Consider the following 17229-nt stretch of genomic DNA (forward strand, 5'->3'; position numbering starts at 1 on the left):
ATTTATTAGTCGTCTTTTTTACGATTGCCGTAAAAATATAGTGAATGATTAGTTATTTGAATATCAAAAACTTCTTCGATAGTTTTCTTAATAGATTGTATACGAGGGTCACAAAATTCTATGACCTCACCAGTATCTGTAAGAATTACATGATCGTGATTTTTATCGAAATATGATTTTTCGTAATGCGCCTGACTTTGTCCAAATTGATGTTTGCGAACTAAGGCACATTCTAAGAGTAATTCAATGGTATTATAAAGTGTTGCTCTACTTACACGGTAGTTTTTATTTTTCATTTTAATATAAAGTGATTCTATGTCAAAATGTTCTTCACTATCATATATTTCCTGTAGAATAGCGTAACGCTCAGGTGTTTTTCTATGACCTTTATCTTCAAGGAATTGAGTAAATACACGTTTTACTATTTCCTGATTGCTTTCTTCTGTAGTTACCTTCATAATTAAGACACAAATTTAAGTAAATTTTATGTGATATGAATTATAAAAACTAGGTTTAAGATGGAAAGAAATGAACATACTTTTAATAACTTTATTTATGTGATTAAAAAGCCATCATACTCTAGTAACTTTATCAATTCCATTAATTTTTTTGAGATTATCTATAAGTTTTTTTAGCATGGCTTGGTTTTTTACATCAACTGTTATTCTCCCAGTAAAAACGCCATCATCACTAGAAAAACTTAAGCTTTTCATGTTTACATGCATGTTTTCAGATATTAACTTAGTGATGTGGTTAACAAGACCCATATCATCAATACCAGACAATTTTAGTTGAGATGTATAAACTTGTTGAGATGAGTCTATCCATTTGGCTTGCAAAATTCTATATGCATAGTTAGATTGTAAACTTACAGCATTAGGGCAATTTTTTTTATGAATTTTTATACCATCATTAATAGTTAAAAAACCAAATACTTTATCTCCAGGAATAGGATTACAACAATTTGCTAAAGAATAACTTAGTTTTTCCTCTTCTTTTCCAAAAACTAACATGTCATATTTAGACGTTATTTCTTCTTTGTGTATGTCTTTTGGAATGCTTGGTTTGTAAATTTTATTTTTAAAATAACTAACAAAAGAATTGCTGCGGGTAGAAGCAAATGCTTTTAGTTTAGTGTTATCAATAGTGCCAATACCAACACGGTAAAATAAATCTAAAGAGGTGTTAAGTTTAAAATAACTCACCAAATCGTTAATAGAACTTTCGTTCAAATTAATTTTTAGTTGTTTTAATTTACGTCTTAAGATTTCTTTGCCTTCTTCAGCAATAATTTTAGTGTCTTCATTTAATGCCGATTTTATTTTGCTTCGTGCTCTTGCAGTTGTTGCGTAATCTAACCAATTAGCATTAGGTTTAGCGTTGTCTGAGGTCATGATTTCTACACGATCACCGCTTTGTAATTCTGTGCTTAACGGTACTAATTTGCCATTGACTTTTGCACCTCTTGTTTTCATACCTACTTCGGTATGAATACTGAAAGCAAAATCTAAAGGCGTAGCACCTTTAGGAAGTGATTTTAAATCCCCTTTAGGCGAAAAAACAAAAATTTCTTTAGAATATAAATTGAGTTTAAACTGTTCAACAAAATCTACTGCATCTGCTTCATTGTTTTCTAATGCCTCTTGTAATCGGTTAATCCATAAGTCGAGGTTGTCTTCTTTGTCATCGGCATTTTTGTATTTATAATGTGCAGCATAACCTTTTTCAGCTATTTCGTTCATTCGCTCACTTCTAATCTGAACTTCGACCCATCGACTTTTTGGTCCAACAACAGTGATATGTAATGCTTCGTAACCGGTAGATTTAGGGGAAGAAATCCAATCTCTGAGTCTAACCGGATTTGGTGTAAAATGATCAGTAACGATGGAGTATATTTTCCATGCTAAAAATTTTTCGTTGGCTAAATCTGATTTGTAAATAATTCTAACAGCAAACTTATCATAGACTTCTTCAAAAGCGACGCCTTGTTTTACCATTTTTCGGCGAATGCTAAAAATAGATTTTGGTCGGCCTTTAATTTCATAATGTAAGCCTTCTTTAGTTAAGGAGTCGTCTATAACTTTTGAAAATGCTTTTATATAAGCGTCTTGATCTTCTTTACTATCTTTTATTTTTTCTAAAATATCATTATAGACTTCTGGCTCAGTGTATTTAAGTCCTAAATCTTCTAATTCTGTTTTAATATTATACAGGCCAATTCTGTGAGCTAAAGGCGCGTAAATGTATAGGGTTTCTGAAGCAATTTTAACTTGCTTGTCTGCTCGCATAGAATCCATAGTTTGCATATTATGCAAACGGTCTGCTATTTTTATAATGATAACTCTTACATCATCATTTAAAGTTAATAGCATTTTTCTGAAATTCTCAGCTTGTAAAGACACGTCCATGTCTTTTTTTAGAGAAGATATTTTAGTTAGCCCATCTACAATTCTGGCAACAGTTTCTCCAAAGAGTTGTTCCATATCATTGATGGTGTAATCTGGACTGTCCTCAACCACATCATGCAGCAACGCGGCAGCAATAGATGTGGCATCCATACCTATTTCTTGCGCTACAATTTTTGCTACAGCAATAGGATGGAAGATGTATGCTTCGCCAGACTTGCGTCGTTGATCTTTATGTGCATCAACAGCTACTTCAAATGCATGACGAATTAATTTCTTATCGTCATCAGTTAAAGTTTGGTAACTTACTTTAAGTAGTTCTTTGTAAGCTTTTGCAATGGCTTTATTTTCTTTTTCTATAGCTTCTTCCGTCATAGAACTAAATTAGTGAAATGCTTTTTAATTGGCAATTGTTTTTTTGAAGGAAATTTAGTAACAAAAAGTAAATTGATATAAAATCCTTATATAATTCTAAATATTTGTGATAAATATTAAGGCTATAAGTATTAACAGCAAAATAACAGGTGCAATACTGTTTACGCCTCCTTTTTTAGAAATCAATTCATTTTGTGTTTTAGTATCTTTATTTTCAATCAAGATTTTTTTAATATCCTTTTTTGTTTTTGAGATATACAATCCATTTGATAGTGTTGCAAATAGAAAACTCCAAATAAACATGCTAATAAAATCAATTACTTCATAAGCTGCATAGGAAATCACTCCAAAATCTAATAGCATTTCTTCAATCAACATTTCTGCGTAAATAATTCCAAATACTATTGTAATATGGATATACATTTTGCGATAGGCCATCCAAAATATACCAAGAAAAAATGCAGCAATGTTAAATGTGAATTTTTTTCCATTATTAATTTTTTCCGTTTGTTCTATGTAGTAATCTGCATTTGATTGAAAATAATTTTCGTAATATATTTTATTTTCTTCTGTTAACATATTCTGTAAGAGTTTAAGAGTACTGTAAACTATTAAAAAGTTTAAATTAAAAAAGGTCGTTATATTTTAGAATTACAAGGTATAATAAATTTTGTTCTTTAGTTAAATCGTATTGATGTAATAATGAAACAGATTAACAGAAATTCTAATTTTACATAAAACAACAAAACCCACAATAACGCGGGTTCTGTTAAATAATTTTTAAAACTAATTTACGGATTAGTAGACCATAATGAAGCATTTGCCATCATTGCGCGTCTTGGTAATTTTAAACCAGATACAATTAATTCTGCAAAATCTTCTGGTTGTAAAACGCTGTCTTCAGAATTATCATCTGCAATACCTAAACCTATGGACATGTCTGAGGCAATTGTGCTAGGTGTTAATGTACACACTCTAATATTATTTTTTCTTACTTCTTTCATTAGCGATTGCGACATGCCAATTACCGCAAATTTAGATGCTGAATATGCCGAAACCGTGGCATTACCATTTAAACCAGCAGTTGAAGATACGTTGATAATATCGCCTTCATTCTTGTCAATTAAATGTGGTAAAACCTCTTTAGTTACATAATACATTCCCATTACGTTGGTTTGTATAATTTGGCTCCATTGGCTAACTTCCATGTCTATAAAAGAACCAAAAGCCGCAATACCAGCATTATTTACTAAAATATCAATAGAGCCTAAAGTGTCTATTAAAGTTGAGATGTTTTTTTTAACTTCATCATATTTACTTACGTCAAAAGCAGCGTAAGTTGCATTTACACCCAATGCTTTTAATTCTGAAACTGTAGCTTTTAAGGCTTCTTCATTTCGGCCTGTAATGGCAACGTCAATCCCTTCTTTTGCAAATGCAATGGCAGTTGCTTTTCCGAGACCTCTACTTCCTCCTGTAATTATTGCTTTTCTATTTTTTAACTCTGTCATGATTTTATGTTTTCTTTCATTCAAAGTTATAAAAACAGCGGTTGTTTTATGTTATAATATTGTGAAGTTAATACACAATTTTCATAAAAAAGATAGAGGAGGCATAATTAGGTTTAATTAGCATGTTTTTTCCAGTATGGTTTGCCATAACTACAAAAGATTTCTTCGCCAGCATCTATATTTCTTATAGCTTTGATACAAACATTATTGTCATCATCTAAAGTAATAATGGCATTGTTTTTAAATGAGCTTTCCATTAAACCTTCAGCATCATTGGCATATTTTGCAAAGCAATCTGTATGCATGCTGTCCATTATAGAGCCATCTAGTAAATTTACGAAATATCTATCCTCGTTAAGAAGCGCTCTTTTTTCTGCCTCTTGGTTATTGATAATTTCTCCTTTAAACAATGCCACTATTTCTTCTTCAAAAATATCGATAGCAGTAAATAAACCTGTGCCAGCATTTTTAATTTGTGAAGTTTCGGTGTACAGGTAATCGGATTCTGGCGCTTCAATAATGTTTAAGCTGATATAGTCGTCTTCCGTGTTTGGGTTGTTCAATTGTGTAAAAACGTTTGTTATTCTATTTTTTTAAATTTTGAATGCGTTCTGCAAGTGTTGGATGCGAATAATGCATAAAGACATAAGCTTTATGTGGTGTTAAATTACTCAAACTATTCTTAGATAATTTTTTTAATGACGAAATTAAAGGTGCTGCTTTATAGGTGCTTTTGGCATAATCATCTGCTTGGTATTCAAAAACTCTAGAAATATAATTCATAATTAGTCCTGTGATTTCTTGTATTGGCGAATAAAGTAAGCCGAAAGCAATCAGTCCAACATGAAAACTTGGCGTCTCAACACCAATCGCGTTTGAGAGTAATGGATTTGAAACAAAAATAGAAAGAATAAACAGCGTTAAACCTGTGAGTAGGATAGAGGTTACTAAATTAAAAATAATGTGTTTTCGTTTGTAGTGCCCAACCTCGTGCGCTAAAACAGCAACAATTTCTTCGTTATCTAAATCATTGACTAAAGTGTCATAAAGTGTAACGCGTTTCTCGTTTCCAAATCCAGAAAAATACGCATTTGCTTTTGTGCTTCGTTTAGAACCATCGATAATAAATATTTTTTCGAGATTAAAACCTACAGATTCTGCATAAGCCGAAATTTTATTGCGTAGTTCGCCTTCTTCTAAAGGTGTTTGTTTATTAAATAATGGTACAATGAGTTTAGAGTAAAACATATTCATAAACACAGTAAAAACGGTTATAATTCCCCAAGCATATAACCAGAATTGATTTCCTGTTAACTGGTAAAACCAAACAATAAGCGAAATAATACCTCCTCCAAGAATTACAGTCATAAGTAAACCTTTCAGTTTATCTAAAACAAAGGTCTTTTTTGTGGTTTTATTAAACCCGAATTTCTCTTCAATCAAAAAGGTTTTATAATAACCAAAAGGTGTTGTAATGATGTCGCTAGCAATCATAATTATTCCAAAGAAAATTAAAGCAATGATAATTGGATTTTCAGAATAACTTCTAGCAATATTATCTACATATTCAAAACCATCTAAAAGTAGAAATCCTAAAGTTAAAGCGAATGAAAACAAAGAAGTTCCTAGTCCAAATTTATAGTTTACGGTTTTATAAGCTTGAGATTTTTTGTATTCAGTTTCATCGTATACATCGTCAAGCTCTTCTGGAATTGGGTCATTATAATGTTTAGCATTTATGGCATCTAAAACTTTATCGATTATAAAGTTGATCACTATTATTGCTATAATGATATAAAAAAGTGTGTTTGCGGTCATTTTCGTATTTATACGTTTAGTCAGTTAGGGTAAATTTTCTCTTTTCGAAATTTTGTATCAATAAGCTTTTTGTTACAATGGTTCTCGATACAATTTTCTCGTTCCTCTAAAATCACTCGAACTGACGTTTTTTATTTATTTAAAATCGCGTTGACGTTTGGCTTCAAAAATAAGGATACCTGCAGCAACAGAAACATTCATAGAGTCTATAACACCTTGCATAGGTATGCTAATATTTTGCTTGGCTGCTGTTCGCCATTCTTGCGTTAATCCTGTTGCTTCTGTACCAACGACTATTGCGGTTGGTAAGGTGTAATTTTGCATATGATAAGGTTGTGATTCTTGCAAAATAGCCGAAAAAATATTGAAATTATAATGTTGTAAAAATTCTATCGCTTCTGTAGAGCTTGCCATAGCAATTTCTGTAGTAAATACGCAACCAACACTAGAGCGAATGATGTTTGGATTATATAAATCAGATTTTGGATTTGCAATAATTACAGCATCAACATTAGCAGCATCAGCAGTGCGTAATAAGGCACCAATATTACCAGGTTTTTCTGGTGCTTCAGCAACTAAGATTAAAGGGTTTTTGTTTTTAAATTTTAAATCTTCAAGTTTATGGTTTTTAGAATTCACAACAGCAATAACACCTTCAGTTGTATCTCTATGCGCTAATTTCTGAAATACCTCTTTAGAAATCTCAATAATTTCTATACCATAAGTACTCATTGCTTTTGCTTCGCTTTCTGAAAATAAATCAGGAAAAAATAAAAGCGTTTCAATGGTGTAACCACCTTTAATTGCTAGCGATAATTCGCGTTTCCCTTCAATTAAAAATTGATTTGTTTTTTTTCTTGCTCTAGACTTTTCTTTTAATAGAGTGAGCTGCTTTATAAAGGGGTTTTGTGGGCTTGATATAATTTTATTCATAAAAAAATGATTACCTTTAAAGGTACTGTGAAAATAAAATTTGATTCTTTAAAAGAATGGGTAAAGTTAAGAATTTACGGCGTTTAATAGCATAAATTTTAGTTAAGACGTAATCCAATTTCTAATTGAGAGTTGAAAAAATAAAAAAGTGAATTTTGATTAAATAATTTAGACGAATTTTTGAAAAAAAAAGAAGAAAGTATTTTTTGGAGCAATTCTTGTATGCATAAGTTATAGCAAAAATGTTTTAGTGCTGTTTAATGCGTGTGTATTAGACGTCATAAATTAAGTTTTGTAATAAGTTAAATTTAAACAAGAATGATGATTAAAAAATATAGCTTGTTCGTGTTTATTACAGTCACTCTATTTTCATATAGTCAAGAGATTAATTTTCAAAAAAATGATAATTCTACTGCGACTGAATTATTAGTTGTGCAAAAACTGAATAAAAGTGGTGATAGTTTAATATTAGAAAGTGAGAAATTAAAGATACGCCAAGTAGATATATTAAATGACAACTATTTTGAGACTATTAAAATAGATAGTATTAAGACTAAGATTGGTCTCAATAAATTGCCTGTTGGTAACTATGTTATACAAGCCAGAATTAAAAAGCATTGGATTGTTATGTATTTTGAAAAAACGAAAGACTTAGCAAAAGGTTTAAATATTATTGATAATAAAAATAATACAAAATTGAACCTTGTTTCTATTGAAACAAAAGATTTAAAGAATGACTCCATAAACTCAAAACAAAATCTTTACAAAAAAAACACCATGTATTGGGTTGTGTATGAAACCAATTCTCCGTTTTCTACAACAAAAACAATGAGTTTAAAATATCCTGAAGAGATAGATGATTTAATAGCTAAAATAAAACTAGATGTTAAATCAAAATCTGGAGAAAATAATAAGTTGTTGGTTTATGAGGTTTACAATACGTCCGAATTTATGAATATGCAACTCAAAAATCGTTTATATTATAAAAATACAAAATCAGATTATTTTAATGTAATTCCATTATATAGCTCTGAGAATTAGACGAGTAATAAGTTTAGTCTTAAGCATAACGTGTGTAACTATTTGGGGTTTTAGAATTTCTACACTTTTCTTTTAGCAGAACAAGTTTTAATTAATTGGTTTTTGGGTTTTCTATTCGATTTAATCATGTAGTTGATGTTCTCGTATGAGTGACAATGCAAATTTTAGTGAATAAAATGAAATTATCTTATTTTAAGGTAGAAGGAGTTTTTTCACCTAACTTGTTGTATTATTGAATCATTAACCCAACCAATTATGAAACAAAAATTACTTTTCTTTTTTCTATTCGTATTTTCAATAACAACAATGTTTGCACAAGTCGCTAATCAACCTAGTGATTTAGTAATTTGCGATAACGATAATGATGGCTTTGCGTTGTTTGATTTAACCGTTTTAGACGCACAAGTTTTAGGGTCTCAGAGTGGAATTGATTATACTATAACTTATCACGAAACTCAAACTGAAGCAATAACTGGTGCGAATCCGATAGCATCACCTTACGGCAATGTAGTAAGTGGTTACCAAACTATACACATAAGGGTAGAAGAAAATGAGACTCAAAATACAGCATTAACCACTGTTAATTTAATTGTGAACCCTGTTCCAATACCAACTCAGACAACACCATTAGAGTTATGTGATGATGATAATGACGAGATTGCAACATTCGATTTAACTATTAATGATAATCAAATAACAGCGGGTAATGCAGATTGGTCTGTATCGTATTATGAATCTCAGATGGATGCTGAAATGCAATTAAACAATATACTAACGCCAACATCTTATGATAATACTTATAGCCCACAAACTTTGTATGTTGCCGTAACAGATGTAAACACTGGATGTGTTGGTTTTACAACATTAACTCTATATGTATTACCTAATCCGTCAGGTGCTATGGGCATACCATCGGATTTGGAACAATGTGATTATAATAATAACGTAACAGCTGAATTTGATTTAACCATAAATGAAGGGGTAATTAATCCTTCTGGTGAACCCTTCAATATCACTTATTTTTTAAGTGAAGCAGATGCATCAGCTAATACAGGTGTATTGGCAACGCCAGATAATTTTATAAATACAACTAATCCTCAAACAATTTATGTGAGAGTTGAAGCTCTAAACGGCTGTTATGCACTTACTTATTTTGATATTTATGTTAATCCATTACCATATTTGGATTTTGAAAGTGATTATAGCTTTTGTCTTGGCGATACATTGGTCTTAGATACAGAATTATCGACTTCTGAGTATGCATTTCAATGGACACATAATGGTAATCTTATACCAGATGAAACGCAAGCGTCTCTAACGGTATCAGAACCTGGTTTTTATTATGTAACGGTTATTGCTTTTTCTGGGTGTGGAACAGTTTCTACTATGATTAACGTAGAGGAAGTGGTTTGTACAGATTCCGATGACGATGGAGTAATAGATTCCGATGAAGATATAAATGGAAATGGTAATTTAGAAGATGATGATACCGATAATGATAATATTCCAAATTATTTAGATGATGATGACGATGGTGATGGTGTAGATACATTAATTGAAATTAATATTGTTTTAGGTAGAAATGTATCGCATGTTTTTGTTGACACTGATAATGATTTAATCGAAAACTATTTAGATGACGATGATGATGGCGATAATGTGCTAACCATAGATGAAGATTACAACAATAATGGAGACCCAACAGATGATGATACCAATTCTAATAATATACCAGATTACTTAGAGCCAAGCGTTGCTTTAAGTGTAGCTAGTTTTAATGTTTATAAGTTTTCAATATTTCCAAATCCAGCTCAGGATGAAGTTACATTTCAATTCTCAAATTCAAATTCAGAGAATGGATTAATAAACATATATAATATCCAAGGAAAGGTTATTCTGAAAGGTATTAAACTAGAACATCAATCTTCAACTTTAGATATTTCAAATTTAGAAAGTGGATTATATTTTGTTGAGTTAACCTTAGGAAATACTAAGACTATTGAAAAATTAATGGTCAATTAAATATAGTTTTTATCTAATTTAAAAAGCTTCAGATGATTTCTGAAGCTTTTTTGTAATGTATCCTATTTGTCTTCGTCAAAAGACACTAAATTAAAACCATACCATGAAAAAAATAGTACAATTACTTTTTATTACCATTACACTTGTAGCTTGTAAAAATGAAACTAAGGAGAATAAAACAGTTATAGAAACCGTAAAAAAAGAAGATATAACTACGAGTATTTATCCAGAATCTATAACCAAAGTATTTAATGCTCACGGAAGCATTGAAACATGGAATAAGATGAATACACTATCATTTACAATGGTAAAACCAGATGGAAATGAAGTAACTACGCTAAACTTAAAAACAAGAGCAGAACAAATTGATACGCCAAATTACACACAAGGATTTGATGGCACAACACTTTGGGTTAGTGAAAAAGACGGAAAAGAATATGCAGGAAAGCCAAAATTTTATAAAGGCCTAATGTTTTATTTCTATGCCATGCCTTTTGTTTTAGGCGATGACGGCATTGAGTATAAAGACATAGAGCCTTTAGTCTTTGAAGGAAAATCTTATCCTGGAATTTTAATTTCTTACGAAGATGGTATAGGCGAATCTTCAAATGACCAATACAAGATTTTTTATGATGCTGACACCGGAAAAATGGAATGGTTAGGTTACACGGTTACTTTTGGAAAAGATGGAGGCAGTGATGATTTTCATTTTATAAGATATAACAATTGGCAAACTGTTAATGGTTTGGTAGTGCCTAAGAGTATAGATTGGTATAAGTATGAAAATAATGCGCCAACAGAAAAACGAAATACAGTTCCTTTTACAAATGTTGTACTATCTGAAGAAGCACCAAATGCTAAATTATTTGTGCAACCAGAAGGTGCAAAATTGATTGAATAATGTATATAAATTACAGATGAGGTTTTTCACTTCATTCTGAATGAAATAAAAAAGCGAGCCATTTGGCTCGCTTTTTTATCATTTATTTGTGAGTTACTTTTTTTCTGAGAATTTCTCGGAATAACGTTTCCAAAGCTCAGTTTGGTGCGTTTCTAAGCTGAGGTTTCTACCATCAATAAATGCGTGAATTAATATATTGGTTCGCATATCTAATGCATCACCTTCACTAATAAAAAGTGTAGCACTTTTACCAATTTCAAGCGTTCCATAAGCATTATCAATGCCTAATATTTTAGCCGGATTTTTGGTAATTAATTGCAAAGCTTGTTCTTTAGTTAAGCCATAAGCAACCGTTGTACCAGCATAAAATGGAAGGTTTCTAGAGTTCATGCGTTCCATTTGTCCGCTTGGCTCTAGTGCAACTAAAATATCTGCATCCACTAGTTTTTTTGCTAGTTTGTATGGTAAATCATAATCATCATCTTCTAATTCTGGTCTGGTGTGTACACGTCGTAAAAATACGGAAACATTGTTTTCTTTTAAAAAGTTAGTTACGTTGCCAGCTTGGTAGGCACCAACAATAGTAATTTTAGAAACGCCTTGTGCTTTTGTAAAATTCACAGCATCTGTAATTCCTTTTTCATCATCTACATTAATATATAAGCGTTTAGAGCCATCAAATAATCCAGACATGGCCTCAAACGGTAAATGAGATTCCTTTTTGTCTCCTTTGTTATAACTCTTAGATTCCGCAAAATAATCGGATAATTCTTTTACTTGTTCGTTGTATTTTTTATTAGGTTTTAAACCTGCATCTTCGCCTAGCCACCAACGTCCTCTCGTAAAACTGCTAGGCCAATTGATGTGAATACCATCATCCATTTTTATAGCTGCATCTTCCCAGTTCCAAGCATCATATTGTACAACGGATGAGGTTCCAGAAATGCGTCCACCTCTTGGTACAACTTGCCCCAACAGCACACCATTTGGTCGCATAGATTCTATTACTTTAGATTCTGTGTTATATGCTATAATACTTCTAATGTGTGGATTGTAAGTTCCTAATTCAGATAAGTCAACAGAGGCTTTTACAGCATCTACTTCTACCAATCCTAAAGTTCCGTTAGCCACAATAAAGCCAGGATAAACGTGCTTACCTTTGGCATCAATAATGTCCATAGCTTGCTTTGTAAGAGGTGTTGAAGCTTCTGGTCCAATGGTTGTTATTTTTCCATCACTAACAACAATTATGCTGTTTTCAATAACGGTTCCATCTCCAATATGAGCGGTTGCACCAACAATGGCAAAATCTTTTGATTGCACTGGTGCAGGTGTTTGCTGTGCGAAACCTAACGTAATGCACAACAAAAATATAACGGTATTTATTTTATTTAAAGTTTTCATTTTTAATTGTTTTAGTGTGCAGTATGTTCATTATCCATTGAGTCGCAATGCATTAATTTATCTTCTTTCTTCTTAACAGGTTGGGTTTTTAACCCTTTGTTTTTATCTTGAAGCATTAGATTAATTAACTCACTTTTTTCCTTTTTAATCGCTTCGCGCATTTGCTTGTCTTTTTCTAGGTCAAAATAAGTGACACCTTCAATAATGGTTTTTTCAGCTTTAGCATAAATGGACAATGGATGGTCAGACCATAACACAACATCTGCATCTTTACCAACTTTAAGACTACCGACGCGTTTATCTAAATGCAATAGTTTCGCCGGATTCAAAGTCACAAATTTCCAAGCTTCTTCTTCACTAATACCACCATATTTTAACGATTTTGCAGCTTCTTGGTTGAGTCGTCTAGACATTTCAGCATCATCAGAATTTATAGCCACGGTAACACCTGCATTGTGCATAATTGCGGCATTGTACGGAATGGCATCATTCACTTCGTATTTGTAAGCCCACCAATCACTAAAAGTCGAACCGCCAACACCATGTGCTTTCATTTTATCGGCTACTTTGTAACCTTCAAGAATGTGAGTAAAGGTGTTAATTTTAAAGTCGAATTGTTCTGCAACTTTCATTAGCATATTAATTTCACTTTGCACATAAGAATGACAAGAAATAAAACGCTCGCTGTTTAAAATTTCGGCAAGCGTTTCCATTTCAATATCCTTTCGGTAAGGTTTACCGCTTTTTTTAAGTTCATCGTATGCTTTCGCTCTTGTGAAATAATCAATAAAAACTTGTTCAACTCCCATTCTAGATTGTGGAAAACGTGAATTTCTTCGCATACGCGATTGTTTTACGTTTTCACCCAAAGCAAATTTTATAAACTTTGGCGAATTGTCATAGATTAAATTTTCTGCAGATTCGCCCCATTTTAATTTAATAATTGCTGAGCGTCCACCAATAGGATTTGCCGAACCATGTAAAATTTGAATCGATGTTACGCCACCTGCTAAATTTCTGTAGATATCAATAGATTCATCATCTAAGACATCCTCAATAGTTACTTCAGCAGAAGAATTCTGTCCACCTTCATTAATAGATGAAGCTGCAATATGCGAATGCTCATCAATTATACCAGCCGTAATATGTTTACCAGTAGCATCAATCACTTTCGCGTTTTTATTTGAAAGGTTTTTTCCAATTTTAGCAATCTTTCCATCTTTAATTAAAACATCTATGTTTTCTAAAATGCCTTCCTTTTCATTGGTCCATACGGTCGCGTTTTTAAATAGTAGCACTTCAGATTTTGGTTTTTCCGTAAAACCATAAGCTAAGTTAGGGAAGGTGATAGGACTCATAAAAGGTTCATCTTCTACGTCTCCATGCATTTTTTTAGTACCCTTTTTATCGGCATCTTTTTGCTTCAATTTAATGGCATTAAACAGTAATTCATTTCCGTTTGGTAAGATTGCTTTTCCGTTTAACGAATTATTGTTAGCAGCATTAGCTACCACTCTTACAAACTCTTTTTTAGTGCTATCCGCAGTTTTAAAAGTTAGGTTAACCCAATTATCTTTATAACTCATTTTAGTACCTAAGATCTTGTCGTTACTTTTAATTGTAGCATTTGGTTTGCTTGTACTACCAGAAACTGAAAGTTCATAATCTGTTCCATTAATTTGAAACTTGTAATCACCATCAATATCATTTTTAGTCATATCTGAAACTACATTTGCATTGCCTTGAACCCAATTTTCGTAGAGTTTGGTTTTCTTTTCAAAAATATCACCATCTGTAATTAAAAAGTTAGCGTAGCTACCAGCTTTTAAAGTACCTAAAACATCTGATTTACCTAATAATGAAGCCGGAACTGTGGTTAAAGCTTCTAAAGCTTTTTGTTTAGAAAGACCCATTTCTATAGCTTTCATTAAGTTTGATGAGAATGATTTTTTAGATTTTAAACCATGTGTTGTAAAAGTGAATTTAATTCCGTTTTCTGCCAATAATCTAGGATTGTGAGGTTCTTGATTCCATGAGCGCATATCACTTAAAGATAATGTACTCGCTAAAAATGGGTCGTCAACATCATAAGCTAATTGAAAATCTAATGGCAAAATTACAGTGGCATTTGTTGCTTTTATTTCACTGATACGTTCATATTCATCACCACCTCCAAGAATAGTATATTGAATATTAAAAGCATCACCAACTTTATCAGCACGTAAAAGATTAAGTCTGCTGCCAGCTTCAAAAATCTGAAGCAAATTCTTGTTTTTATTTAAGGCTTCTAATGATAAATCTTTTGTGTCTATGTTTCCTGCTTCATACCATTTAGCATCATTATACATTTGTCGCAATAAAGCCATACTTCCCATAATAGACGATGGGTAAGATTGGTTAGATTTTGCACTTTTACTAAACGAAAAATGTTGAGATGTTCTGCCATCTACAATTCGCATGGCATTGTCAGCATTATTGTTTAAAGCAATTAAAGCACCAGTTCCGCGCACTACACCATCAGGGAAATGCGTGTTTACAACACCAAAGCCTAGGTTGAGTAATTCTGTAGCTGACTTTTCATCGTACTTAAAAGTTGTCATTACATCTTGTTCTGGCATAATGTGGTCGTTCCAGTAAAAACCGCTTCGGCTTGGTCCGTATTGAGATTCGCCACGTTGTCTTTTTGGTTTTTCTACACCAAATGTGGTGTATAAATCAATGAAAGAAGGATAAACTGTTTTACCAGAAAGATCAATTGTTGTGGTATTCTTCGGAATGGTTACCGATTGACCAACACTTACAACTTTGCCGTCTTTTATAAGTAGAGTGGCATTGTCTAAGACTTCGGTTGGTGACACATGAATCTTTGCATTTGTAAATGCAGTGTAATTGGTATTATTTGCAATGACACCAGAATTACTCGGAAAGTAGTCTTGTGCAAATAACGAAAAACTGCACATCAGTACGAGCAGTCGTAAATAGTATTTTATCATAAGAGTGGTTGGTTGGATTAACTTTCTAAATATAGGAAATATTGATTGAACCTAAATAGATTTAAATATTTTAACGTTTTAAGGGTAGTCGTACAGTAAAGTTTAGATTGCGCTCAACTAGACATTTAGGATATATTAAAGGCTTTTGCCTATATAATAATTAACCAAAAGCGCAACAACATAACTATAACTTTTCATACCAGCAGATTGATTGTTGGCTTTTAGAAAATTATCGAAGGTGGCTTCAAAAAGTGGTTCGATAGGATTCTCGTAAGATTGCCAGAAATCTTGAGTTTCTTGATAGTTTTTTAAGATGCCTTTATTAATAGTAGAAAGCATGTACTCATAACGTTCAAAGTCTCTTTTATAAACTTCAGCCAAACAATAACGTAATGCGAATGTATAGCCTGAATATTTAAAATAAATATCTTCATTATGTATAGCGGCCAAGCTACCTATAAAGTTAGCTTCATTTTCTGCTGCGTAGCCTAATTGGTGTGCAGCTTCATGACAAGAGGTTGTTGGGAATTTGTATGTTGATATTAATCCATTAACCTGGGCCTCGTTAGTAAACGGATTTAGATAACCAGAAAATCCCATGTAGGTTAATGGTAAACTATAAATCGATTTTTTAATGCTTTTAGGATGATACTCCAAATGCGGATAAACTTCAGAGAGTTTTTGGTAACCATCTTTTACTTTATTAAAAATCTCTGATTTGGTATGAGGTGAAACTACCTTTACAGTATCGTTTTTAGTAAGTTGAAATTGTAAGGCATTTGATTTTTTAATTAATCGTTCGGTAAAAGAAATCAATTGCTCATTTGAATATTCAGCTTCAATATTTAATGACTTATAAAGTGGTTGTCTGTAATAATTAAAAGCCCAAAGAATATGAAAAGAAAAATAAGCAATAGATAAGGTTGCTCCAATATCTAAAAACCAATTTTTAGTATCTTTTATAATGCGTTTTCTATTTACAATTAACCACCTTATTAAATAGATTCCGGCTAATGTGTAGAAGATGTCACCAGCAGAAAATGGTAGCCATCCAAAAGCATAGCGCATTAATTTTGAAATAAAAACATAAAGTCCGTTACTGTAAAATTGTTCTACAAACTCTGGGTAATGCTTCAATTGAGATAAAAAAAGTAGCTGGACACCAAAGAAAATTACAAGGATTAGTTTTTTGTTTTTACGCATGTTTCAAAAATAGGGAAAAGATTCATTGAGGCAATCTCAATAAAACTAGAAACAGCATTTTTTTATATGCGTTAGTCATTAAATTAGTCTTTTTTCTTCTTTTTAGTGGTTATAATTATGGCACCATTTGGAGCATTATATTTTTTTATGGCTTTTTCATCTTTAAAGACTTCAATCTTTTCAATATCATCAGGCGATAAGTTTTTGAGAGATCCTTTATTGGTTATTTTTCCATCTATAATTACCAAAGGAGATTTTTCATCTGTAATGGATATCTCACTAGTTTTTTCTGTAGATTTTTCAGCATCAACATTTTTCTTTGTTGTAATAAGTATAACACCATTAGGTGAGTTGTATTCTGTAATGGCTTTTTCTCCTTTAATTACAAAAACAGATTCAATCTTATCTTCGTCTAATAAGTCTATACTAAAATCAAATTTTTTACCATCAACATAAATATCTGGTTTTGCACCATCTTTTAACTTAACGTGTAGCTTTTCAACCAAAGAACTGTCTTTTTTTGCTTCATTATTTTTTTGTGCTTGCATTAGCAATATTGATAAAAATATTGCACATGCTGTTAAAATTATTTTTTTCATGGTTTAAAATGTTTTCTTATTAAT

14 protein-coding genes are annotated in these 17229 nt (G+C 31.8%); 3 read left to right on the top strand and 11 right to left on the bottom strand.

What is annotated here, in order from left to right; translation table 11 throughout:
* Window positions 1-5 precede the first annotated feature (5 nt).
* The 7 genes from HNV10_RS11680 to HNV10_RS11710 form a co-directional block, all read right to left on the bottom strand.
* Window positions 6-458 carry a Fur family transcriptional regulator gene (locus HNV10_RS11680; RefSeq protein WP_173301569.1) on the bottom strand — a complete coding sequence of 151 codons (453 nt, stop codon included), beginning with the start codon at window positions 456-458 and terminating at the stop codon, window positions 6-8.
* Between the two features lie 114 nt (window positions 459-572).
* Window positions 573-2780, bottom strand: a complete 2208-nt coding sequence (locus HNV10_RS11685; protein ID WP_173301570.1) for a RelA/SpoT family protein — start codon at window positions 2778-2780, stop codon at window positions 573-575.
* A gap of 96 nt (window positions 2781-2876) precedes the next feature.
* Window positions 2877-3359, bottom strand: coding sequence for a DUF2628 domain-containing protein (locus HNV10_RS11690; protein WP_173301571.1), 483 nt, complete (start codon window positions 3357-3359; stop codon window positions 2877-2879).
* A 212-nt stretch (window positions 3360-3571) separates the two neighbouring features.
* Window positions 3572-4291 carry a 3-ketoacyl-ACP reductase gene (locus HNV10_RS11695; RefSeq protein WP_173301572.1) on the bottom strand — a complete coding sequence of 240 codons (720 nt, stop codon included), beginning with the start codon at window positions 4289-4291 and terminating at the stop codon, window positions 3572-3574.
* Between the two features lie 113 nt (window positions 4292-4404).
* The gene (locus tag HNV10_RS11700; RefSeq protein ID WP_194241041.1) at window positions 4405-4854 is read right to left on the bottom strand and encodes an SET domain-containing protein-lysine N-methyltransferase; all 450 of its coding nucleotides are present in this window, start codon (window positions 4852-4854) and stop codon (window positions 4405-4407) included.
* A gap of 22 nt (window positions 4855-4876) precedes the next feature.
* On the bottom strand, window positions 4877-6109 hold the full coding sequence (locus HNV10_RS11705) for a M48 family metallopeptidase (protein WP_173301573.1): 1233 nt from the start codon (window positions 6107-6109) through the stop codon (window positions 4877-4879).
* Window positions 6110-6244: 135 nt separating this feature from the next.
* Entirely contained in the window at window positions 6245-7042 is a 798-nt protein-coding gene (locus tag HNV10_RS11710) for a TrmH family RNA methyltransferase (protein WP_173301574.1), read from the bottom strand.
* A 318-nt stretch (window positions 7043-7360) separates the two neighbouring features.
* On the opposite strand from HNV10_RS11710, the gene HNV10_RS11715 reads away from it, so the two are divergent.
* The 3 genes from HNV10_RS11715 (at window position 7361) to HNV10_RS11725 (ending at window position 11006) form a co-directional block, all read left to right on the top strand.
* Complete coding sequence (locus tag HNV10_RS11715; protein WP_173301575.1) at window positions 7361-8083, top strand: hypothetical protein; 723 nt, start codon at window positions 7361-7363, stop codon at window positions 8081-8083.
* 255 nt (window positions 8084-8338) lie between these two features.
* A complete protein-coding gene (locus HNV10_RS11720) occupies window positions 8339-10105 on the top strand; it encodes a T9SS type A sorting domain-containing protein (RefSeq protein WP_173301576.1) in 1767 nt (588 codons plus the stop codon).
* Between the two features lie 103 nt (window positions 10106-10208).
* Window positions 10209-11006, top strand: coding sequence for a hypothetical protein (locus HNV10_RS11725; RefSeq protein WP_173301577.1), 798 nt, complete (start codon window positions 10209-10211; stop codon window positions 11004-11006).
* A gap of 93 nt (window positions 11007-11099) precedes the next feature.
* On the opposite strand, the gene HNV10_RS11730 is transcribed toward HNV10_RS11725, so the two are convergent.
* The 4 genes from HNV10_RS11730 to HNV10_RS11745 form a co-directional block, all read right to left on the bottom strand.
* Window positions 11100-12410 (bottom strand): amidohydrolase family protein, encoded by a 1311-nt coding sequence (locus tag HNV10_RS11730; RefSeq protein WP_173301578.1) that lies wholly within the window; start codon window positions 12408-12410, stop codon window positions 11100-11102.
* Window positions 12411-12421: 11 nt separating this feature from the next.
* Window positions 12422-15403 carry an amidohydrolase family protein gene (locus tag HNV10_RS11735; RefSeq protein WP_241695502.1) on the bottom strand — a complete coding sequence of 994 codons (2982 nt, stop codon included), beginning with the start codon at window positions 15401-15403 and terminating at the stop codon, window positions 12422-12424.
* A 135-nt stretch (window positions 15404-15538) separates the two neighbouring features.
* Window positions 15539-16606, bottom strand: coding sequence for a DUF3810 domain-containing protein (locus tag HNV10_RS11740; protein WP_173301579.1), 1068 nt, complete (start codon window positions 16604-16606; stop codon window positions 15539-15541).
* Window positions 16607-16689: 83 nt separating this feature from the next.
* Window positions 16690-17205, bottom strand: coding sequence for a hypothetical protein (locus tag HNV10_RS11745; protein ID WP_173301580.1), 516 nt, complete (start codon window positions 17203-17205; stop codon window positions 16690-16692).
* Between the last annotated feature and the right edge of the window lie 24 nt (window positions 17206-17229).

Source organism: Winogradskyella litoriviva (assembly GCF_013249065.1).
GTDB classification, from domain to species: Bacteria; Bacteroidota; Bacteroidia; order Flavobacteriales; family Flavobacteriaceae; genus Winogradskyella; species Winogradskyella litoriviva.

Bases quoted from the DNA above. Each gene is read 5' to 3' on its own strand.
- HNV10_RS11705 (WP_173301573.1), bottom strand. From the start codon at position 6,109: ATGACCGCAAACACACTTTTTTATATCATTATAGCAATAATAGTGATC.
- HNV10_RS11715 (WP_173301575.1), top strand. From the start codon at position 7,361: ATGATGATTAAAAAATATAGCTTGTTCGTGTTTATTACAGTCACTCTA.
- HNV10_RS11710 (WP_173301574.1), bottom strand. From the start codon at position 7,042: ATGAATAAAATTATATCAAGCCCACAAAACCCCTTTATAAAGCAGCTC.
- HNV10_RS11720 (WP_173301576.1), top strand. From the start codon at position 8,339: ATGAAACAAAAATTACTTTTCTTTTTTCTATTCGTATTTTCAATAACA.
- HNV10_RS11735 (WP_241695502.1), bottom strand. From the start codon at position 15,403: ATGATAAAATACTATTTACGACTGCTCGTACTGATGTGCAGTTTTTCG.
- HNV10_RS11680 (WP_173301569.1), bottom strand. From the start codon at position 458: ATGAAGGTAACTACAGAAGAAAGCAATCAGGAAATAGTAAAACGTGTA.
- HNV10_RS11695 (WP_173301572.1), bottom strand. From the start codon at position 4,291: ATGACAGAGTTAAAAAATAGAAAAGCAATAATTACAGGAGGAAGTAGA.
- HNV10_RS11685 (WP_173301570.1), bottom strand. From the start codon at position 2,780: ATGACGGAAGAAGCTATAGAAAAAGAAAATAAAGCCATTGCAAAAGCT.
- HNV10_RS11740 (WP_173301579.1), bottom strand. From the start codon at position 16,606: ATGCGTAAAAACAAAAAACTAATCCTTGTAATTTTCTTTGGTGTCCAG.
- HNV10_RS11690 (WP_173301571.1), bottom strand. From the start codon at position 3,359: ATGTTAACAGAAGAAAATAAAATATATTACGAAAATTATTTTCAATCA.
- HNV10_RS11745 (WP_173301580.1), bottom strand. From the start codon at position 17,205: ATGAAAAAAATAATTTTAACAGCATGTGCAATATTTTTATCAATATTG.
- HNV10_RS11725 (WP_173301577.1), top strand. From the start codon at position 10,209: ATGAAAAAAATAGTACAATTACTTTTTATTACCATTACACTTGTAGCT.
- HNV10_RS11730 (WP_173301578.1), bottom strand. From the start codon at position 12,410: ATGAAAACTTTAAATAAAATAAATACCGTTATATTTTTGTTGTGCATT.